Below are 21,889 nucleotides of genomic sequence, written 5' to 3'. Positions count from 1 at the left end.
CATGCGCTGCAACAGAAAGCCACCCAAGGTATCGTACCCCTCCTCGGTGGGCAGCTGGAGGCCTAACGCTTCGTTGAGCTCCTCGATGTTGATCTTGGCGTCCACCAGCCAAGTATGATCGTCAATGCGGCGCACCAGCGACGGCTCCTCGTCGTACTCATCCTGGATCTCGCCGACAATTTCTTCGATTACGTCTTCCAGCGTGACCAGACCGACCGTGCCGCCGTACTCATCCACGACGATGGCCATGTGGGTACGCTGCGCTTGGAACTCCTTCAGCATGTCGTTGATGGGTTTGCTCTCCGGCACAAAGATGGCCGGCCGCGCAAGGCTTTCCAGTGACGGTCTGGCCTCAGGTTGGTTCAAATAGGGCAGCAGGTCTTTGGCGTGGATGATCCCACGGATGTTGTCGATATTGTGCTCGTAGAGAGGGATGCGCGTGTGGCCGTGACGGGTAATGAGCTCCACCAGTTCGGCCATGCTCGCGCCCGTTTCTGCGCATACCATGTCCATACGCGGCACCATGATCTCACGCACCTGCGTTTCCCCGAACTCAAAGATGGAGTGGATCATCTCCCGCTCTTCCTCCTCCAGGTAGCCATGCTGATCAGCCACCTCGACCATCGCTTTCAGCTCATCCTGGGAAAGGGCAAGGCCCTCAGGACGAGCGCCAGGAAGGCGCGCAACTCCATCGGCCACAGCGTTGAGGAAGAGGGTGACCGGGTAGAGGAGGTACCAGAGCACCAGCACAAAGCCCGACAGACGAGTTGCTATGTGGAGAGGGTTGCGGGTGGCAATGAGCTTCGGCGTCAGCTCCGCGAAGACCAGAATCGCCACGGTGATGGCGACCCCCGCAAGGGTTGCCGCTAAGCTGCGGCTTAGGCCGAGCGGCTCGGCAAGGCGCGTGAAAGTGAGCGTGGCAACCACGGCCGCCGCCACATTCGCCGCCGTATTGGCCGTCAGAATGGTGACCAGGAGCCGACGTGGCTGCGCGCGAAGACGAACAACCTGGGCAGCTGATCCCTTTCCTCCCTCGCGCATCCGTTCAAGCTCTAACTGCGAAAGGGCGAAAAACGACGTCTCCGCTGCGGAGGTCATCGCCGAGAATCCAACCAGCAGTACGAGAAAGACCAGCCCAATGAGTACCGAGCCGAACACCTCTCAATTCCCTCTCTTGCTCTCCGTAGCGGCTTGCCTTTCTGCGAAGAGTCTCAGGTATTCCTCCTGACGCACGTGCATTTGCCCTGCAGCCGCGGCCTCTTCATCCTCATACCCGAGCAAATGCAGGATGCCGTGGACAACCAGGCGACCGACTTCGTTTTCAAAGCGCACCCCCACGGTGCGGGCCTGTTCATCTGCGCGGTCCAGGCTCACGTAGACTTCGCCCTCCACCACCCCAGGCTCGTCTGCCAGTTGAAAAGCCACTACGTCAGTAGGGTAGTCGTGCCCAAGGAAACGCCTGTTCAGTTCCTGCAGCCGGTCATCGTCACAAAGCACCACGTTGACGTCGCGCGCCTCGCTGGCGCCTTCGGCCGTCAGGACCAGCTCCGCCAACCTCTTGATCTGCCGCACCGGAAAATGCCTTCTCGGGTGGGCATTGAACACGCGCACCACACCGCTTTCCTTTCTCACCGCCTGGCCTCCTGGCTGGCGGCGTCCTGACCCTCGCTCTTCGGGTATTCCACGCGGTGGTGGTAACGCCCGATGAGGATCTTGAGAAAGGCCTCGCCCACCTTGTTCAGATCCCGCAAGGTGAGAGGGCTCTCATCCAGTTCTCCCGCGCGGAACCGGTCATCAATGATTTGCGAAACCAAGGCCCTCAGCCTGCTCACGGACGGATCGCGCAGGGAGCGCGATGCTGCCTCCACGGCGTCGGCGAGCATGAGCAATGCGGTCTCCTTCGTCTGGGGTTTGGGCCCTGGGTAGCGAAATTCGTCCTCCCGCACTGCATTGCCCCCGTTTTGTCCCTTTGCCTTCTCGTAGAAGTAGGCCATCACGGAGGTGCCGTGGTGCTGTTCGATGCAATCCCGGATCTCCACGGGCAGTCCGTGTTCCTTGGCCATTTCCACGCCGCGCCGCACGTGGTTGAGCAGCACCAGGGCGCTCATTGTAGGGCTGAGCCGGTCCTGCGGGTTGCGGCCGCCCCGTTGGTTTTCGACGAAATAGTCGGGTTTCTCCATCTTGCCGATGTCGTGGTAGTAGGCACCCACCCGTACCAGCAAGCCATTGGCACCGATGACCTCTGCTGCCGCTTCCGCCAAGTTGCCCACCATGATGCTGTGGTGGTAAGTTCCGGGCGCCACGAGGGCCAGCTCGCGCAGCAAAGGATTGTTGAGGTCGGAAAGCTCCAAATAGGTCATGTCGGTGGTGATTTCGAAAGCCAGCTCCAGCACGACCACCAGGCCGTACGCCATCAGCGGACTCACAATGCCGTTGGTAAGGCCGTAAGCCCATTCTTTCACCAAGGCAGAAAAAGGGGCGTCCCGCAGGAGGCCGAGAACCGTTATGCACACTGCGTAAGCCAGGCTGGTCATCAGCATGGAACGCACAACCCAGTTGCGCTTTTGCACCTTCGTGACGGAAAAGATAGCCACACTCCCCACCACCACGGCGGTAGCGACCACCGCGAAGTCATTCCCACGCATGCCGCCCAGAATAAGTCCGAGTCCCACAATGGAAATGAAGGCCGCCCGCGCGTCGAAGAAAATAGTGAGCAACATGGCAGCGACGGCAACAGGAATGAGGTTGCTGGACAGCGACAAGCGGTTCACGCCATAGGCCACTGCAACCACAAGCAGTACGACCAGCGCCAGCAGGAGCAGCTGCCGCGGGTCGAAGAGCAACGATCGCCGCTCGCGGTACAGGAAAAGCGCCACCACTCCCAAAGCCACTGCAGCCAGGAGCATTCTGCCAAGAAAGCGCAACGCCAGTGTGACCAGCGTGTGGGAGCCCTGCTCTGCGCGCGCCTCGGCCAGCGAGGCAAGCACTTCCACGTGGTGCGCAGTGACCTTTTCGTGGCTATCGATAATTCGCTCCCCCTGCAGCACCATGCCCTTGGCACGAGGCACGCTGGCCACCTCTGCAGCAACTCGCGCCTGGGTCTCTGCCGCATCGAGAAAAACATTGGGCTGCAAGAAACGGATGGCGATCTGAAATGCGACCTTGGTCATCTGGGCGTCGTCGGCGGCTTGCTGACGGATCTTTTCCAAGGCAAAATTCTGCGCCTCTCTTGGCCCGCGATAGTAGGCCAGCTGCTCGATCGTCTCCACGCCGTCACTGACGACAGAGATCTTCTCAGCCCCTGTAGGCAGGCGGTCTTTCTCGGTATCGAGGACCCCCACTTTCAACGCTTCGGTCACCACCTCCCGCACCATGCTCAGTAGGCGGGCAGTGCCCACTTCCCCGTTCGCCTTCAAGGGTAGCCGCGTGCGCCGCAATGGCGGTTTCCGCTCCAGGAAGAAGCTGATGTCGTTGTCGGTCATGACGATATTGAAGCGCCTGAACAGCCCGGACAGCGAATCGCTCTTCTGCACAGCGCTTCCGGGAGCGGACCACACGTCGTAAAGTTGCTCGAGAAAACTTTCCAGCGCGGAAAGCTGCTGGTTCGTCACGTCAGCGCGCCGCACGAACACGGGGGGCACGCGGCGCTTGGCCGCCTCAACATCCGCCGCATACTCCTGTGGGCTCTTGTTGATGGCGAAAGTGAAAGGGGCAATGATTTGGTCGCCGATGTAGACATCCCCCTCGCGCAGGTTGAAGGTGTCCACGGAGTCCGCACCCGGGAACATCAGCGCCACGCACACCACCATGGCCGCAGCCACCCCCGCCTGCACCCAGGTGATAGTCTGAGGACTCCACTCCTTCTGCTTGCGGTTGGTGCGCCCCCTGCGGAAAAGGCGCGACACCAGCGCTTGGAGGTAGTCCTTTGCCCCGCTGCGGCTTGTCGCGCCATCAGCCATGGTTTTCCTCCCCTGTCTTTTCCGCCTGCTTCCTGCTCTGGAAGTTGTCGTAGGCGCGTATGATGTCTCTGACGAGGCGATGCCGCACGACGTCCTGCTCGCTCAAGTAAGCAAAGGCGATGCCTTCGATGCCGTTGACTACTCGTTGGATCTGTACCAGGCCCGATTCGCTGGAAGCCGGCAGGTCGATTTGGGTAATGTCCCCGGTGATGATGGCTTTCGAGCCGATGCCCAGGCGCGTGAGGAACATCTTCATCTGCAGGGCTGTGCTGTTCTGCGCCTCATCCAGAATGACAAAGGCATGATTCAGGGTGCGCCCGCGCATGTAGGCCAGCGGCACGATTTCGATGACCCCGACCTCGAGGAAGCGCCGGAGTTTTTCTGCCGGGAGCATGTCGTAGAGGGCATCGTAAAGAGGGCGAAGGTAGGGGTCCACCTTCTCCTTCAGGTCCCCGGGGAGAAAGCCGAGGCTTTCCCCGGCCTCCACTGCGGGACGCGCCAAAATAATGCGCTCCACTTCGCGAGCCTGCAGGTGGGCAACGGCCATGGCGACGGCAAGGTAGGTCTTTCCGGTGCCCGCCGGCCCGATCGCGAAGACGATGTCGTTCTCATCAACCAGCCGTACATACCGCGCCTGTCCCTCCGACCGTGGGCGGATGGGTCCCCGATGCGCCATCAGCACCACTGGGAGGGGCTCACGCTTCTCCGCAGAGCGGGGCTCGGCAACGGTGCTGGCAGTCGCACCGCTGCTTTTCACCAGACCGATCACCGTGGCAACGTCGTGGGCCGTAAGGTGCACCCCACGGCCCACCATGGCGATTAACTCGGTGAGAGCCTGTTCCACCAGCTGCACTGCCTCGGGCTCGCCGCGCAGGAGAAGCTGTGCCCCGCGCGCAACCATGTGCACACCAAACTCGCGCTGCAGTAGCTTGAGGTATGCATCCTGCGAGCCGAATAGGGCCACCTGGTCGATGCCCGGCAGGGGAATGCGACGTACTGCTTCTTCTTGTGTTTCCTCTGTGCTCGTCTCCATGCGCTCCATGTCATGAAAAAGCTCCCAGTTTCTGGCCAGCGCCTGGAGAACTGGGAGCTCTTGTTCGGATCTGCTGCAGTGGCCCGCCCAGGTCCCTTGGGCGTGGCGCGGACCCACCGCCTGGGCCCGAGCTGGGGGACAGCCTATGGCTTGCCATCCATCCGGTCTGATTCCCGCAGTTTAGGGAACCAGAGCGACTTCAACCTGCCACTCGTCCCGTGGCCCGAAGCCCCATACCCTGCGTGTTGCAACGACTCGGTCGACCTACTTGGGGATGACCAAGACCGTGTGCGGGTAAATCAGGTTCGGATTATTCCCGATGACCGACTTGTTGGCCTCGTAGATCTTGGTCCACGCCGCCGGGTCATTGAGCACACTGGGGTCTTTGGCGATTTTCTGCAAAAAGTCGCCCTTGACCACGATGTACTGGTCAGGTCCGCAGCCGCGCAAGATCTTCAGCACCCAATCCGGGTAGATGAGGTCGGGATCCTTGATCAGGTCGCGGTTGACCGAGTAGATCTTCATCCACTGGTATGGGTCCCCGTAGATCTCCTTCTTGCCGGAGATCTTCCAGAGGTAGTCGCCCTTCACCACCACATAGCTGTCGTATACCGCCTTGGGCATGCGCGCCTCGACATCGGCGATCTTCGCCTCGATGCCAGCGACCAACTCGCGCATCTCCGACAAGGCGTAGATGGGGCTCTTCTTCTTGTCGGCAAGCTGGGCGCTCAGGGCCGCAAGTTCTTCTTTCTTCTTGAACAGCTCCTCTGGACTCAGTGCAGCCAGCCCATCCACCTGTTTCTGAATGGCCTGCAACGAAGCGCGGTAGGCGTCGACTGCTGCCTTGTCCACTCCCAACAGGGCATAGATCTCGTCCCAGCAAGAGGCCAAGTCCGCGTCAGCCTTGGCGATCTGCTCCTTGAGCGTCTGGATCTCCTTGTCGCGTACCGCGATTGCAGCCTTCGCGTCGGCCTCGCGCTTCTGCCACTTGGCCAGCTCGGCACGGTACTCGTCCATGCTCATCTTTTCCGCAGAGAGGGCGACCGTGGCGTCGACGAGCAAGAACAAGCCGAGCACAACCGCGAGGCTGAGCAACCATTTAGCCGAAATCCTCATCGCGATTTCCTCCTTCGCTTCCGCTTGGCAATGGTTTTTCTGTTACACCTACTTGCCCAACCGCTCCGCCACAGCCTTCTTCTCCTGCTGGCACTTGGCCAGTTCTTGCTGCTTGGCCGCCAACTCCTTGTCGAGCGACGCCTTCTCGGCGTCCTTGGCCTTGAGCTGGTCTTCAGCGGCCAGCGCTGCCTGCTTGGTCTCTTCCAGCTTGTTCAGCTGCTCCTGGCTCGGGTGCTTTGCGCACCCCACCGCAAAGCTCACTAAGAGCAGCATAGCCAGTCCGAGGACCCACCCTGTCTTGAGCGTCTTGCGCATCGGGCTACACCTCCTTTCTGGGGACCAATGAGCCATTTTCGCCAACCCACCACCAGTTTGCTGTGGTATAATACGAAAAAAAGTGATAATTGTCAAGCAAAATCGTACCTCCGGGGCGCACTTTTTGGCCGCCTCTTCTACTCGGCAAGACGCAGCCCCAGCTCCCGCAGTTGCTCGGGCGAGATCTCACTGGGAGCCCCGTCCATGAGGGAAAGCGCGCTCGTTGTCTTGGGAAAGGCAATTACATCTCTGATAGTCTCCTTGCCCGCCAGAAGCATTACCAGTCGGTCGAAGCCAAAGGCGATGCCGCCATGTGGCGGCGCCCCGTACTGCAGCGCCTCCAGGAGAAAGCCAAATTTCCGTTCCGCTTCTTCTTGCGAAATAGCTAGCACGCGGAACACCTCCCGCTGCAGTTCAGCATCATGAATACGGATGCTGCCGCCGGCGACCTCGGTGCCATTGAAAACCAGGTCATAGGCTTGCGCCCGTACCCGCTCCGGTGATGTTTGCAAAAGGGGAATATCCTCGCGGAGCGGCGAGGTGAAAGGGTGGTGCATGGCCACAAAGCGCCCTTCTTCCTGGCTGTACTCCAGGAGCGGGAAGTCTGTCACCCACAACAAGCTGATCTTACCTTCGTCGATGAGGCCCAATTCCTTGCCCAGCCGCAGGCGGAGGGCCCCCAACACTGGTAGGCACACCTCCCGGCGATCCGCCACCAGGAAGAGCATCTGCCCGGCAGTCGCATGCATGGCGGCGTTGACGGCAGCAATCTCCGCTGCGGAAAAGAACTTGGCCGCGCCTCCTTCCCAGCCGTCGGGCGTCACCTTCAAGGCCACCAGCCCTTTCCCCCCCAGCTCTTTGGCAGCAGCGGTCAGGTCATCGACTTTCTTCCTGGTGAAGACCTCTGCCTGCGGCACGCACAGGCCGGCGACCATACCGCCGCTGTTCACGGTCTCGGCAAACACGCGGAACTGGCTCCCTGCCACCAAGGAACTGATGTCGGTGATGGGGAGTGCAAAGCGCAAATCAGGTTTGTCAGTGCCGTACTTGGCCATGGCCTCATCGTAGGGCAACACGGGCAAAGGCGTGGCGAGCTGATAACCGAGCACCTGCTCCAGCACCTCTGCCATCAGCCCCTCGCACACGGCGCGCACATCGTCGGCGTCGACGAAGGACATCTCCATGTCGATCTGAGTGAACTCTGGCTGGCGGTCGGCGCGCAGGTCTTCGTCGCGGAAACAGCGGACAATCTGGAAATAGCGATCGAACCCCGCCACCATCAGGAGCTGCTTGTAGGTTTGCGGCGACTGGGGCAGGGCGTAGAACCTCCCCTTGTGGATCCTGCTCGGCACCAGATAGTCACGTGCGCCCTCCGGTGTGCTCTTGATGAGGAAGGGCGTCTCGATCTCCACAAAACCGTGCGCATCCAGGTAGCGTCGCACCACCTGGTAGACGCGGTGCCTGAGCAACATGTTCTTCTGCAGTTCCGGCCGGCGCAAGTCAAGGTAACGGTAAGTGAGGCGCAGTTCCTCGGAGGCTTCAACCGGATCCTTGATCTCGAACGGCGGCGTCTTGGCCTTGTTGAGCACTTCCAGCTCGTTAGCCACCACCTCGATGTCGCCGGTTGCCAGGTTTGGGTTCCGCATCCCCTCCGGTCGCATGCGCACTGTGCCCGTGACCGCTACCACCCATTCTGCCTTCAGCTCCCGCGCCTGCTCACAGAGCTTCGGATGTGCCGAGGCATCAAAGTTGATCTGCACCAGGCCGTAACGGTCTACCAAGTCCACGAAGAAGATGCCGCCATGGTCACGGCGATGGCGCACCCACCCCATCACCGTCACCTCCTGCCCTTGATGGCAGGCGCGCAGTTCTCCACAGGTGTGAGTTCGTTTGCTCTTCAGCACTCCTCACGACATGTGCCACATAGGACCGCTGGCCGGTCACAAAAAAGACCGTGAGCTGTGCGCCACGGTCGACGAGCTACCGCGTTAGGCACCTCGGCGTCAGCTGAGCCTTGCCAAGCAAGGGTGGTCAGAAACCGAAGGTGTAGACCTGACGAAAGGTGGCATCCCCCAGTGATGCATCCACTGCGCCAAAATCGTCCCAGCGTTGGATACGGCGCAGGATGCACGCCTCAAGCTCCGGGCTGTTCAGGGTGGACGACACGATGGTAGCGCTGCTGACTTTCCCCTGCGGGTTGATGGTGAAGCGAACCACCAGTTTCCCCTTGAGTGTGGGGTTGCGCTTTAGCTCCTTCTGGTAGCAGTATTCGATGGCGTCGTTGTGGCCGTTCACCACTTTCGACACCTGGTCCGGATCTCGTCCCGCCAGGGTCGTCACCTCACCTTCGCGCCCAACGGGGGTGACTGGCCCCACCACCAGGCTTCCGCCCCTGACGACGGTAGAAGAGGTCGCGGTGCCGAGCTCATCCAACAGGGTGTCGATGGTGCCTGTTTCCGTGGTGCGGGTGCCACGCACCTCTCGCTCACGGGTAGGCGCCCCTGTGCTCTTGAGCCCACCCACGCTTCCCAGCACCGCGCCTATGTCGGCGCTCGGCTCCTCCCCGCCGAGGAGTTCCCGCGCCTGATCGCCTGCTGCACCGCTTCCTGCGTTGAGAACTCGCAGGATGCCAGTGGAGGACGCCTCCGCCGCCAGTCGGTCGCGTGTCCGCGCATGGCCAGCCGAAAGCGGTCCCTCTACGCCGGTACCAACCACCCCGCTCCCAGGCGTGCTGGAAGCGGTCCCTCTCCTGGGCGTCCGCGAGGCCACATCAGCCCCGCCTGGCGCTGCTTCCCTCGCCTCTCTTGGCGCTGGCACGGTTACACTTGCTCGCAACGGAGTCTCCTTTGGCGGCTGCGCATGACGCACGATGAGCGTGGCGAGGCGCGCCTGAGTAGCAGCGGGCACCTCCTCTTTCTCCTGCTTGGGCCGCGAAAGAAGCAGAACCATTAGCCCAAAATGGACAACCACGGAAGCGACCAGAATGAGCACAAAGGTGCGGCTCACTCCTGCAAACCAGCCCTTCCGGTACTCTTTGGGCAACGCCATCTCAGTTGCAACCACAGTACTCCTCCGCTGGCGCGGCAGCGCCGCCTTGCTACATAGGAGAAGCCGTCTCCGCGGGGCGTCCGGTGGGACGTTCCAGCTGGTAGACGGCCAGATGCAGGTTCGTGTACTCACACGCGCCGCAGGTGGCGAGAACCTTCACCAGGATGCCATACTCGAGGTCTTTGTCTGCCTGGACGTTCACCCTGCCCGAGAACTTGATGCCGTACTTCTGCTCGGCCTCCTTGGCGCGGTCAGCGTAGACCTTAAGCTTGTCCCGGAGTCTCGGCACGATCAGCCCCTCTTGCTGCGCCACGTTCGCCACCGTCTCCACGACGTCTTCGTTCACCACGACCGTCTCCTTGGAGACGATCACGTCCAACGCCGTCTCGGGAATCTTCTCCACAGTGGACTTGGGCAGGGTCAAGTTCTCCGAGGGGTGAATCAACCCGCCCTCCGTAGAGTAGCTCTTCAGCAAGAACACCAGGATGATGGTGAACATGTCCATCAAGGAGGTCAAGTTGAGGAACCTCTTGCCTGGGTTGGTATCATGCTTCTTGATGCGCGAGGGAATATAGGCCATTGCTTACTCCCAGACGAAGCTCTTGGCGTCACTGGATGCCGGCGGCGAGCGCCACCTGCGGAAAGAGGCTCACTGTGCGGCCCTCTACCTGGCACGAGCGCGCGGCGTCCATGGTCGAAACAACCACCTGATAACGGACCCCTGGGTCCGCATTGATGATAATGCGCTCGTCATCAGCAAATTTCCCCTGAGCCCGACTCTTGATCTCAAGGAGCACGCTGGACAAGCGCTCATAGTCGTACACCTGCGAGCCGTCCTCGCTAAGCTTCTTGGGGATGTAGGGACCACCGCCTTCACCCCTCAGCACACCGAGCGCGCTAGAGATGTAAAAGCCCTGTTCGGTGATGCTGACTGCCAAATCCAAGGTGCGCGCCATCTCTGTAGGCATGCCACTGGCACCCGGTCCTTGCACCAGCGGCGCCGGCGGTAGGTCAAGCTGGATGACCCCGATGCGCACAAATGTCACCGTGGACAGCAGCAGGGGGATGAGGACCACCATCAGGTTCATCACCGGAAAGAGGTTGATCTCCACCTGCTCGGCGAAGGTGCGGCTGCTTCTGAGCGAAGGTCGAAATGCCATGCTATTGATTCCCAGTTATCAAGTTAATCAACTTGACCATGTGCTCATCGATCTCGTCGATGATCTTGGTGGTCTTGTTGTGCAACCAGGTGTAGGCGATGATGGTCGGCACCGCAATGATCAGGCCGAAAAAGGTCGTGTTCATCGCCACGGCGATGCCTGCTGCCAGGAGGCGCGCCTTCTCCGCCGGGTCGATACCCGGACCCGACACGCTGCGAAATGCAATGATCAAACCATACACCGTGCCCATTAAGCCGATGAGCGTGGCCACATTGGCAATCATGGCCAGATAACCGGTGCGGTTCTGCAGCTTGGGAATGACCTCCAGTGTCCCCTCGTCCACCGCATTCTGGATCGAGCGGAAATCGACGGTCTCGCTCTCGCTCACTTTGCGCAGCCCGGCGGAGACAACCCGCGCCAAGGCCCGGTCTTTCGCAGCCTCGCACAGCGCCAAGGCCTCGCGGTACTCCCCAGCCTTGACCCGCTTGCGAATCTCAGCCATAAACGTCGTGGCATTGATATCGCTCTTCAGCTTGATGTAGATGAAGCGCTCGATGAAGATGGCCACCGCCACCGCGGCGATGAAGAGAAGTAACCACATGAATAGGTATCCCGCGCTGCTGGGACTGAAACCGCTGATCAATTCAGACATGCAACACCTCCACGCATAAGGTTCCTTGGCTCTCCTCTGCAAAGGGACTGTGGCTCACTGCTAAAGGCAACGTCTTGAAGCGAGCAGCCACGCTACTTTTTTTCGCGAGCAATGAGCTTCTCGAGGCGCTTGATTTTCTTGGCCGACTCCAGTTCTTCCTGGAAGCCGGTCAACCCGGCGGGGACTTCCCGCAGCTCGCGCTCAAAACTCCTCTCCACGAAAAGGGGTGTCTTGAACTCCGGCTTGACGCGCTTGGGCAGGATTGCCACACTGGGCTTTTCCACAACCGTGACGATGAGGATAGGCGGCAGCACCTCTTCCTGGACTTGTTGAGTAGCCGCAGGCTTAGTCTGCTCCTGAGCAGCGAGAGGACGCACCTGCAGCATCAGCGCCCCCCCTACAAATGTCACCAGAGTAAACAGAACTCGCATGTGCGACCTCAGCTTAAGGGATCTGCTCCCGCTTTTGGATAAGCAGCTCCTTTTCCTTCTCGTCCAGCACGAGCGGAGCAAGTCGCTGCCGCTCTTCCTTCCACCCGGGAATGGTGCGCCACGTCAGCAGCACCTGCAGGCCATCGATTTCGCCGTCCACATCTTTCGCCTCGACGGCCACCACGTTCTCTCCCTCTTGGAGGAGGTCGGTCACCTCGTGCACGTACACGCCAAGCGGCTTTTCTGGCGGCTGAACGACCTGTGCCACAAAGTTCCCGTTGACGAACAGGTTATAGGAGCCATCTGCAGCCAGGCGCACCTGACCGGCCACCGGCAGACCCTCGACGCTGAACCTGCGCCGCAGGTAGGCCACCGGTCCGCGCCGTTGTTCCACCTGCGGCACAAAGGCTTGGGCGAGGGAGTCGAAGCGTACACTCACCGTTTCAGGGTGCACGCACCAGAGGTACAAACCCGGCGGCCCAGTGTGGCCCCCCACATGCACCACCACCGTTGGCACTGCCCAACTCTGATCGTCAAAATCCAGCGCTGGCCAGCCCTTGGTGTACTGCGAGGCCGCTCGCCATTCGAGATCGGTGGCCAGCGTATCCGCCATTACCTGAAGGCCGAGGCGAGGCGCGTAGGCGTCGGGCTCGAAACGCGCCAAGTGCAGAACCAGGTTTCTGGCCCAGACATTGTCGATGCCAAGCGAATCGCAGGCTGCGACACCAGCACGCAGGATCTGCTGCAATCCGTCGTGGGCAGCGAAGTAATTATCCTGGAAAGTGAGGGCGGCCTTCTTGTACAACTCTTCTTGCTGCTCGCGATAACGGGCCACAAACGCCTGGCCGCGCTGCTTGGTCGTGCCAGAGATGCTATCGAGTCTTTCGACGTAGTGGAAGAGACTCTGGGTCAGTTTCTGTTCAGTGACGGCCACCCCTTGGCCATCGAGTCCGTGTTTGCGCGCGCGGTTTAGGGTTTCCTGGTAGCCCTGGCTGAAATTGACTGCAAATGCCGCGCCAAATTCCAGCAAATTGGCCATCTGATCTGCCAGCTCCACCAGCTCCTCACCGGCTTGGGTCACGCGAGCACCCGTCTCCAGCAGGGCGAGATACTGGGCCTCCCTGTTCCGGTAATCTTGCAGGACCTCAGCCGCCAAGGCGGCAAAGAGGTCCGGGAGCATATTCGAGACCTCAATGGCGCTGCTCTTGGCGAGTGCCACAAGCTGGTTTTGTACGCCAAGTTGTTCCGCCGCCTCAACGCTCTCTGCATAGGCGCCAGCTGCGTCATCAAGTAGCGGCTTTACGGCGACCATCAACAGCTGGCGACGGTACTCAACGGCAGTAAGCAGGTCAAGGCCGGGTGGCAGCGGCACGGCAAGGAGTCGTTCGGCTGAGGCTTTTTTCAACTCGCCAATGGTATAGAGGTTTTCACACACCTTCTCCTTGCACCGCCCGATCCAGCGGTTGGCCACCCGAAGAACGCTGTCGCTCGCAGCGACCTGCAGCGAATCGGCGCCTGGCGGCACAGGGAGCTGGCGCCGGTAATCCTCCGCAAGACGCGTCAATACGCCAATCGAATTGCGGTAGGAATCGGTGGCCCGGCGGTAGAGTTGAGCGGCCACCTCGGCCGCCTCGTTCCGCGCAACCGCTTCCTCAGCAGGGTCCAGCCGTGGGATTTCCTGGCGCGCGTAACTACGTGCGAACTCTTCGTAGCAGGTGCCTACGCGGTAGGTGGCCTCGTAAAGCCTTAGCGTCCCCATGCTGGCCACGCGCGTGTAGTCTTTCACCAACTGCAACAGGAGGTCGCGCTTCTCCTGCAGCGAGCGCTGCAGTTGGGTCTTGGGCAGCCGGAGTTCAATGGCAGCAAAACGAGCATACTGAAGTTCACAAAGTGCAAAGAGGGCTTCGGCGGCGTAGAAGTCGTTGCCTGGCAACCCCTTTGCCTTCAGCTCCTCGTGGCTACTCACCGCCCTGCGGTACTCGCTGGCGGCACGTTCGCCGTCGCCAGCCTCGGCAAAGTATTCGCCGCGCCGGTAGTAGCTCTCCACCACGCGGGGCGACGCTGGGTACTTGCTGACAAACTCCCCATAGGCCGCGCTGGCGTTCTGCCAATCCTTCAGCTTCAGATAGTAGCCAGCGATGTCGTACGCGAGGTCTTCGGCTTCCCTGGCGTCTGGGTAGCGAGCGAGAAACTGGCGGTTCACGCGGATGGCTTGTTCCCATTCCTCAGCGGCTGCATGGCAAATGCTGGCATTGTACAAGGCATCCTTGGCCTTCTCCGGGTCGCTGTGCAGCTCAGCGAGTCGCCCGTAGGTCAACGCCGCGTTGTGGAAATCGTCCACCTCCCGGTAATCGAAAGCCAAGTTGTTGAGCGCGTCCAGGCGATAGGCAGAAGCGGGCCAGCCAGCTAACAAGCGGAGATAGGTTTCGATGGCGCGATTGAACTCCTTGGCCTTGTCGAACTCCAGCGCAGCATTGAACAGCGCCAGGTCGCCAAATTCAATATCGGGAACCTCCGCCACCACGCGGTCAAATTCTTCCCCTGCCTTGTAGTGCTCCTCCGATTCGGCGAGCAGCTCGGCGGCCAAGAAGATGGATTCCGCAAGCCTACGGCGCGCCTTGGTGACCAGCTCCGGCGAGGGGTTGTCCTCTATGATCTTCTTTGCCACTACCTCGGCACTGGCAAAATCCATTTTGCCGAAGTAGCTTTCCATGATGATATACCGAGCGCTCGCCAGCTCTTCACTGTCGGGGAAGTGTTTGACAAGCGTCTTGAAGTACTTGAGCGCCTCTTTGAATTGATTGTGGTTGTAGTACAGCGCCCCGGCATTGACCAACATGCGCGCCGTCTGCGGCTCGTGGGGGAAGAGCATGATGTAGTTATCGTATGCCTCGGCGAGGCGTTCCTCCGCCGGGTGGAGTGGCGTCGGCGGATGGACAAGACGCGCATGGATGGTTGCCGCACTCTCCTTGGTCACCGCCCCTGGCTGTTGCTCGCGGGCAACTGCCGCCTGGGCAGCAGCAGCCGCCACCGCTTCTCGGGCCGCCTCGCGCGCTAAGGCAACGGCGTTTTCGGCCGCCTGCCTCTGATAGCGCGAATTCCAATATTTCTGGCTAATTGCGATGTACTCCGTGTAAGCGGCCGCATAGTCGTGCAGGTGAGCATCAAGCGTCAAGGCCATGTTCCAGTGAATGCGCGGCGCACTGGAATCGGCAGGGAACTTTTCCAAGTACTTTCGACTGTCACTAACTGCCTGCTCGTAAAAATCCCGGTCACCTGTGGCTTCGCCTTTCTGGTACAGGAAGGTGATATTGTCGCGCAAGGCCTCTTCAGCCAGCCGTTGCGCCTCTGCCCGTACGCCTGGGTCGGTGTTCTTCGCCCACCAACTGGAGCCTTCGCCATAGAGACTCACCAGTTGATTCCGGCTCAGATACGCCTTAGGCTCATCTTTGAGCAGACGATAAGCCTCGACAATGCGGCTTTGCACCGCCGGCGCCAGCGGACTGTCGGGATAGAGGGCCAGGAGCAGCTCGTAGGCATAGATGGCGTTGCGGAACTCTTCCTTCTCCCTCAGGTAGCCGTCGCCCATGCGCTTGAGAATCTGCGCGCCATACGGTCGCCCGCCGATCTTGTTCAGGTAGTCTGCAGCACGCGCGGGTCCCCCGTAATCCAAGAAGCTGATGGCGATGTACTCGACCGATTCGTCACGCAGGGCCGGGTTGGTGAAGGCCCCGCGGGCGTCCAAGGGCGAGTACCGATCGATGTCATCCGCCAGCAGCGTAAAGTAGGATACAGCCTCAGGGAATTGGCTGAGCCGATAGTGACTCCATCCCAAGCGGTACAAAGCCTCATCGTAGCGGGGGCTGTCCGAGAACTTGAGGACCTGCCGGTAGAACTCGATGGCCTTAGGCAAATCGTTCCGCGGCGGGCTGAAGTAATACTCCCCGATGCGCATGAGCGCATTGGGCAGATAGCTGCTTTGCGGGAATTCCTCCACCACGCGCTGATACAGCCCCACCGCCACGGTATCCTGGCCCAATGCTTCAAGGATAAAAGCCTGGTTGTAGAGGGCATCGTCCACGTACTGGCTGTGCGGAAACCTCTCCCTCACCGTCTGCAGCAGGGCTAATGCCTTGCTAAAATCCTTGCGCGGCTCCACTGGAGGGGAGTTCCTCTCGCCGCGCTCGAAGGCGGCAAGCTCCTCCTCGTACTGGCGCATAGCCGCCAGGTAATCGTCCTCTGCCTGTTCATAGTGAAGCTCGGCAAGGCGCATCATCACTTCGTCGAGGATGCGACTCTGCGGATTTTGAGCAACAAAGAGCTCGGCGTCGCGGATGCCACGCTGGCGAAGGGCCACCCGCTCCTTCTCGCGTGCCGCCAAGCGGCTGGCGTACAGCTGGCGGTAGGCCTGCAACTCCTCCAGTGAGTAGCTGGCCACGACGCTATCGCCATACAGCGACTTGAGCACCATGGTCAGCGAATCCGCAGACGTCTGCGCCAGAGATGACCCGGCGACCACCAGGACAATCCCTGCTACCAGCAAGGCCCTTGCCACCGGTGACCTTCTTGGCTGCATGCGCATAGGCTCCATCTCAGTTAGTCCTGCTGCTGTGGTCGCATGGACTTGCGGGGCAAGACCTGTTCGCTCTCGGTAGTGTCAAAGTAGGCGGTCTTGAAGTAGAGAGCTCGTTCTTCCCGCTCTTGGGCCACTCTCTTTGCTTCCAATTGTGCGCTCAGGTTGGCCAGCTGCTGATTCAGCTGCTGCAGGTAGGCGTCCAGTGCCTGACGGCGTTGGGCAAAAAGAGCATCGACTGCCGCCAGCTGGTCGGCATACGTTTCGATAGCTGCCTCATGGTCTTGCAGCGAGCTGTAGCTGATGTCGCTCATTTCCAGGCCCGCGCGATCGGCCCACTCCTGAAGCTGAGACCCGATCTCCTGGACGGGTTGTGTCGCCAGCCACATCCGGAAGCGGCTGAGGTTGTTTTGCAGCATGCGCAAGCGCCGCTCGATGAGCTCCAGCTCGAAGCGCGCACTGAACGGTGCCTGCCCGCCATTGGCTTGCAGCTGACGGATGTTCTCCAAACTGGTTGCCACCCGGTTGCGTTCGACTTCAAGTTCTCGGACCACGGTGGCAATGGATTGCGCCCGGTAGCGCATCTCCATTTCCCGGGCAACAGCCGGAAAGTCCACTAAATAGCTCGAGTTCAAGGAGGCCGGCCGATTCTGCAAGTCGATGAGGATTTCCAGAAGGCGAAAGCGCCGTCGATCCGCCTCATTGGCCAGATCCTCGCGCCCCGCAGCCTGGGCATCGGCGATGAGCACGCCCAGCGCCTCGATCTGGTCCAACAGCCCTTGCGCCTCTTCGTGCAAGTCTGCGATGACTCTCGTGCCAAGATTGGAGCGGAAGCGCACCGCCTCCAGCGACCTCTGGATGGCCTGACGCAGGCGAACTACCTCCGGGTACGTGGCCATGTCGCGCCGGTCCAATGCCTCGCGCTCCAGACGGTTGAGTGCCTGCACCTGCGCAAGGAGGCGCTGAAGCTCTGTTCGGTACAGCCCGGCAATGTCCACCACGCCCTGTGCATCAACCACATAGCGGTGCCCGGCCAGCGCTTGGTCGCTCTTGCCCAAGATGCGGCTGCAATGGGCAGCCAGTACCACTGCTTCGTACGAATACGACGAGGCCGGGAATTCCGCCACCAGCCGCTGGCACGTGGCCAAGGCAAGCTCGTAGTTGCCCTGCTTGAACGCTGCCCAAGCTGCGGCGATCACGCTTTTGTCGCGCTCCGCATAACCGGACGAAACGCGGGCAAAGTACTCCTCTGCACGGCTGTAGTCACCCCGCTGGTAGGCGATGAGCCCCAGCCTGAGTAGCGCCGCGTTGCGAATCTCCACGGCGCGCTGGTCAGTCCAGGGGAGGGTGGTGCGGTCGGCCAGCTCGGAGAATATGGTCACCGCCTCGTTGTAGTTATTCTGCGCCGCATAGATCACGCCGGTGAGAAAACGCGCCTCCAGCCAGTGAGGCGAGGAGGCGGGAATCTTGTCAAGTGTCTGCAAAGCCGCCTGCAGCCGCCCGTCCCGAAACATAGACTCGCCGGCCAGCATATACGCCCTATGCAGCTCCTGGGGGTGCGCTCGGTCCGCAGCGGCAGCCAACTGCTCGAAATAGCGGTAGAAATCGGCCTTCCAGCCGTACACGCCGCTTATCTGCATCAGGCGCAGGAGAGATTCGGTGTAATACTCGGAGCCCGGCTGCTTCTCCACAATCTCCTGGTAGCCTGCCAGTGCGGCGTCGAGGAAGCCCTGCGCCAGGAAGCACTCGCTGCGGTAGAAGGTTACCGGGTCCAACCCCCGATAGTACTCGCCATAATCATCGAGTACCGCGGCCAGCTGCAGCTCGGCCAGCACGTAGTCACCTTGCGCGTACTGAGCCAAGGCGTCTTTGAGTTCGCGGGCCAGCATTCGGTCGCGCTGCGCATCACTGGCTTGGGCGATGAGCCTGCGCTTTGCTACCAGGTAGGGGGTAAAGCGTGCTTCCAGATCGGCCGAACGCTCTTTCTCCCATTCAGCAAGAAACTCCGACACGGTTGGCCCTGTCCCCGGGAGAGGTCCCTTGTAGCCAGCCAGCCGCACCATGCGTTGGTCGATTCTGTCCAGGAGCTCCCACTTTGTGCGCAGGACCGTCTCTCTGACCACCGCCGCGCTATCACCAGGGGGAACAGGAAGCGTGTCCAATGTCTGGAGCACGCGCACCAAACTATCCACTTCCGCCAGATAGGCCTCCAACAGTCGCTGTTCGACCGCCGAGGGGGGCCGCACCTGGGTCAACGCAGCTGCAATCTGTGCCTTCTGCCGGGCGATCTCCTCTTGGGTCTGAGGATTGGCCTGGGCAGCCGGGTGACGCGCCAGCAGGTCGAGGCGATCGTACACGGACAAGAGCGAGTCCAACTCGCCGGAGAACTCCTTAATGAGCCCGCCCAGATCGGCAGGGGCATAGCCGACTTCCGCGTAAATCTTGCGGTTATCGATGGCCGAGGCGACTTCATCCCGAGTGCGAACTACTTCCTCCCACAGCTGCAGATCCTCTGCCGTGAGAGACTTGCTCAGGTTGTTGAGGTCATCGTAGATGGCGAGCAGTTGTTCGATCTCCGCGGCGTAGGCGGCTGCCAGCGAATCGCCAGGGCCGTAGACAAGCGGAAAGCCGAGCTCCTCAATCGGCTGCCCCTCCCTGGCACGCGCCTCCCCTTCTTCGGAGACAAGCCTGATCAGTTGGACGAGCTGCTTTTCCTTGGCAACCAGCCAGGTGAGAAAGCCCTCAGTCTGCCAGGCGATGTACTCACGGAGGCGTTCCTCAAACAGGGGAGCAGTATCCTGGTCCGCACCGGACGGCAGGCCAGGAGAAGGCGGCGCCACCGACAGGCAGAGCACGCACACCACGAGGAGGAGCACCCCGCAGCCCCACCTCTTCCACCCTGTGTCTTGCCGAAACGCTCTCATGATTCCGCTCGCGTAGAGTGTTCCTCCGTATCCGGCTCAGGTGCCCGCCGGCAGGTACGACGCAATTGCGCAGTATTATACGAACATTTTCGCACTATGTCAAGAGAAATTCCGACTTCTCACCTCGGCATCACTTGCCGACCAGCGCCCGGATCGTGATCCATGCGGGTGCACTGATGGAGCGAAGGCACGGAGCTCAACTCGCCGAAACTGGCACCACCTCCCCTTCTGCACCTTGTTTGGCTGCCTGCCTCCTGTCGCGAGGCTGCTCTGCCATGTGGCAGCTCCCGTCAAAGAAGGCACCTTCATCAATGACCAGCTTGCTGGTACGGAGTTCGCCACGGAAGTAGGCTTTCGCCTCCAGCACAACCTTGCCCTTTGCCAGTATCTTGCCTTCCACGCGCCCGCCGATCACCGCATTGGTGACGTTAACCTCCCCTTTGATCTCTCCATCCTTACCCACCACCAGGGACTCGGTAGCGGACACATTGCCATTGATACGGCCATCTACCCGCAAGCTATTGACCACGGACACCGAACCCTCTATCACCGTGCCGCGCCCAATAATGGTAGTCAATTCCCCGGTTCTCCCCACCTCCTCTACATCCTTCTTCCACGACATGCACACCTCTTTCCGTTAGACCTGCTATCGCCAGGCGGCGCCCCATCAATCCTTCAGCGCAAGAATGTAGTCTTGGGGATCCACCGCCACGCCATCTTTCCACACCTCGAAATGAAGATGGGGGCCTGAACTTTCCCCCGAGCTTCCCAGCAGAGCAATGTGGTCGCCCTTCCGGACAAAATCACGGGAAGAGACCAGCACCTGCCGCGCATGGCCATACAGCGTGAAAAAGCCGTTCCCATGGTAGAGAAGGACCATGTTGCCCAGGTCGTGGCTCCATCCGGCAAAGACCACAATCCCGTCGCCTGCGGCTCGAATCGGTGTCCCGCTGTCTGCCACCAAGTCAATGCCCGGGTGGATTTTGCCCTTTTCGTCTGCCATCGCGCTGAAGCGCGCGCTCAGATAACCGTGTACCGGCAAAAGCGTGGGAAGACTTCGCGCATAGTCCTCCGTCTTGCTGTCGGATTCCTCAACATAGGTCATGGTGCGGTCGTCAGACTGGCTACGGGGCGGATACTCAGGCCCACCGGTAGCAGCCTCCGCGAGTTCCGGCCTCCTGCCCAGACGCGCCAGAGATTCGCTGCGCCGGCGGCTGGTTTCCACACCGATGCCCAATGCCGCTCTGATCTTGTTGTGCGAATCCTCGAGCGCGGCCAGCTCCTTGCTCATCTGCTCGATGCGCAGGGTGCTCTCTCTCAACTCCTGGTTGACCGCAATCAGTTTCTGATTCTCCTGGTGGACCACCGCGTAGCGCCAGTAGGCAGCGAACCCCAAGAGGATATGCACAGCCAGTAGCACCCCGCCGACCTTGAGCCATTGCACCCGGCGGTTGCTGAGGGTAAAGGAAACTGGCTCCCCCTTATCGTCCGGGACGATGAGAACCGAGACGCTGCGCTTGTGTCGCTTGTGTTTGATCACGAAGTTTCAACCTCCTCCTGGGCGGCCCTTTCCTGCGTCTACATGGCACGGCAGATGAGGCCGGTGAGGCGTTCAAGGTCCTCGTCGGAGTAGTACTCGATCTCGATGCTCCCCCTCTGGCCTCGCGGCTTAATGTGCACCTGGGTTGCCAGGGCATGGCGCAAGCGGTTTTCCATTTCCCGTAGCTGTGGCGGCAGATCGCGTGGCGCGGGTGGTTTGCTCTGCCGCGCGCCCTGCATGGCTTCGCGCACCAGCTGCTCCACGCGGCGCACCGATAAGGCGTGCTTGACCGTCTGCTGCCAGATGCGGATCTGGTCCTCGCTGTTGTTAAGGGTTATGAGGGCACGAGCGTGCCCCATGCTCAGTTCGCCATTGGCCAGGCTCTCCTGAATGCGGCGCGGCAGTTTAAGAAGCCGCAAGAAGTTGGCGACCGTCGAGCGATCTTTCCCGACCTTCTGCGCGACTTCCTCCTGGGTGAGATGGCACTCGTCGATGAGGCGCTGATAACCGCGGGCCACCTCCAGAGGGTTGAGGTCCTCGCGATGGATGTTCTCGATAATGGAAAGCTCCAGCATCTCCTCGTCGGTGCGAACGTCGAGGACGTAGGCTGGAATGGTGGGCAAGCCGAGTTCACGCACTGCGCGCAGCCGGCGCTCCCCCGCAATGAGCTGATAGCGGCCATCGAAGCGGCGGACGGTGATGGGTTGCACCAAGCCTCTCTCGGCAATGGAGGCCTTGAGCTCCTCCAACGCTTGCGCGTCAAAGTGCTCCCGCGGCTGGAACGGGTTGGGGAGCACGCTGTCGACCGCCACGTCCTGAATCGCGGGCGCACCTTGCTCATTGCCTGGCGGTATGTCAGGGATGAGCGCTCGCAGACCCTTGCCCAGCGCAGGTTTACGAGCCATTCTTGATAATCTCCTCTGCCAGCTGCATGTAGTTCTCTGCCCCTGTGCAGATGGCATCGTAGAGGATGATGGGCTTGCCAAAGCTGGGGGCTTCACTCAGCCGCACGTTGCGGTGAATCACCGTGGAAAACACCCGCCCTTCGAAATAGCGGCGCACGTCCTCTGCCACCTGCAGTGACAGGTTCAGGCGACTGTCGAACATGGTCAGCAACACGCCTTCCACCTTCAGGTCG

General features: G+C 60.7%; 18 protein-coding genes. All 18 read right to left on the bottom strand.

The features are described 5' to 3' along the window. Window positions 1-1,158 (bottom strand): HlyC/CorC family transporter (locus H5U38_02545; protein MBC7185891.1); only part of this gene is annotated, 1,158 nt, incomplete at its 3' end. A 3-nt stretch (window positions 1,159-1,161) separates the two neighbouring features. Beyond that, a complete protein-coding gene (ybeY, locus tag H5U38_02540; protein MBC7185890.1) occupies window positions 1,162-1,632 on the bottom strand; it encodes an rRNA maturation RNase YbeY in 471 nt (156 codons plus the stop codon). Next, window positions 1,629-3,959: an HDIG domain-containing protein gene (locus H5U38_02535; protein ID MBC7185889.1), complete on the bottom strand. Its 2,331-nt coding sequence runs from the start codon at window positions 3,957-3,959 to the stop codon at window positions 1,629-1,631. The genes ybeY and H5U38_02535 overlap by 4 nt, the downstream gene beginning before the upstream one ends. Next, window positions 3,952-4,992, bottom strand: coding sequence for a PhoH family protein (locus H5U38_02530; protein MBC7185888.1), 1,041 nt, complete (start codon window positions 4,990-4,992; stop codon window positions 3,952-3,954). The genes H5U38_02535 and H5U38_02530 overlap by 8 nt, the downstream gene beginning before the upstream one ends. A 264-nt stretch (window positions 4,993-5,256) precedes the next feature. After that, a complete protein-coding gene (locus H5U38_02525) occupies window positions 5,257-5,517 on the bottom strand; it encodes a LysM peptidoglycan-binding domain-containing protein (GenBank protein ID MBC7185887.1) in 261 nt (86 codons plus the stop codon). A 639-nt stretch (window positions 5,518-6,156) separates the two neighbouring features. Next, window positions 6,157-6,423, bottom strand: a complete 267-nt coding sequence (locus tag H5U38_02520) for a hypothetical protein (GenBank protein ID MBC7185886.1) — start codon at window positions 6,421-6,423, stop codon at window positions 6,157-6,159. Between the two features lie 137 nt (window positions 6,424-6,560). Next, the gene (aspS, locus tag H5U38_02515; GenBank protein ID MBC7185885.1) at window positions 6,561-8,327 is read right to left on the bottom strand and encodes an aspartate--tRNA ligase; all 1,767 of its coding nucleotides are present in this window, start codon (window positions 8,325-8,327) and stop codon (window positions 6,561-6,563) included. A 127-nt stretch (window positions 8,328-8,454) separates the two neighbouring features. Beyond that, the gene (locus H5U38_02510) at window positions 8,455-9,486 is read right to left on the bottom strand and encodes a TonB family protein (GenBank protein ID MBC7185884.1); all 1,032 of its coding nucleotides are present in this window, start codon (window positions 9,484-9,486) and stop codon (window positions 8,455-8,457) included. Between the two features lie 34 nt (window positions 9,487-9,520). After that, complete coding sequence (locus H5U38_02505) at window positions 9,521-10,051, bottom strand: biopolymer transporter ExbD (protein ID MBC7185883.1); 531 nt, start codon at window positions 10,049-10,051, stop codon at window positions 9,521-9,523. A gap of 28 nt (window positions 10,052-10,079) precedes the next feature. After that, entirely contained in the window at window positions 10,080-10,631 is a 552-nt protein-coding gene (locus H5U38_02500; protein MBC7185882.1) for a biopolymer transporter ExbD, read from the bottom strand. A 1-nt stretch (window position 10,632) separates the two neighbouring features. Then, on the bottom strand, window positions 10,633-11,283 hold the full coding sequence (locus tag H5U38_02495; protein MBC7185881.1) for a MotA/TolQ/ExbB proton channel family protein: 651 nt from the start codon (window positions 11,281-11,283) through the stop codon (window positions 10,633-10,635). A gap of 92 nt (window positions 11,284-11,375) precedes the next feature. Next, the gene (locus tag H5U38_02490; GenBank protein ID MBC7185880.1) at window positions 11,376-11,714 is read right to left on the bottom strand and encodes a hypothetical protein; all 339 of its coding nucleotides are present in this window, start codon (window positions 11,712-11,714) and stop codon (window positions 11,376-11,378) included. 13 nt (window positions 11,715-11,727) lie between these two features. Beyond that, window positions 11,728-16,290 carry a tetratricopeptide repeat protein gene (locus tag H5U38_02485; protein MBC7185879.1) on the bottom strand — a complete coding sequence of 1,521 codons (4,563 nt, stop codon included), beginning with the start codon at window positions 16,288-16,290 and terminating at the stop codon, window positions 11,728-11,730. 20 nt (window positions 16,291-16,310) lie between these two features. Further along, a complete protein-coding gene (locus H5U38_02480) occupies window positions 16,311-19,211 on the bottom strand; it encodes a tetratricopeptide repeat protein (GenBank protein MBC7185878.1) in 2,901 nt (966 codons plus the stop codon). Window positions 19,212-19,407: 196 nt separating this feature from the next. Beyond that, entirely contained in the window at window positions 19,408-19,833 is a 426-nt protein-coding gene (locus tag H5U38_02475) for a polymer-forming cytoskeletal protein (protein MBC7185877.1), read from the bottom strand. 45 nt (window positions 19,834-19,878) lie between these two features. Next, entirely contained in the window at window positions 19,879-20,751 is an 873-nt protein-coding gene (locus H5U38_02470) for a M23 family metallopeptidase (GenBank protein MBC7185876.1), read from the bottom strand. 38 nt (window positions 20,752-20,789) lie between these two features. Beyond that, window positions 20,790-21,656, bottom strand: coding sequence for a ParB/RepB/Spo0J family partition protein (locus H5U38_02465; protein MBC7185875.1), 867 nt, complete (start codon window positions 21,654-21,656; stop codon window positions 20,790-20,792). Next, a partial coding sequence (locus tag H5U38_02460; protein ID MBC7185874.1) for a ParA family protein occupies window positions 21,646-21,889 on the bottom strand: 244 nt, incomplete at its 5' end. The genes H5U38_02460 and H5U38_02465, both read right to left, overlap by 11 nt.

This window comes from Calditrichota bacterium, from assembly GCA_014359355.1.
In the GTDB taxonomy this organism is placed as follows: Bacteria; Zhuqueibacterota; Zhuqueibacteria; order JANLFK01; family Oleimicrobiaceae; genus Oleimicrobium.
Note: the sequence above shows the minus strand (reverse complement) of the source record. Positions and strands in the feature narration are given on the sequence as shown.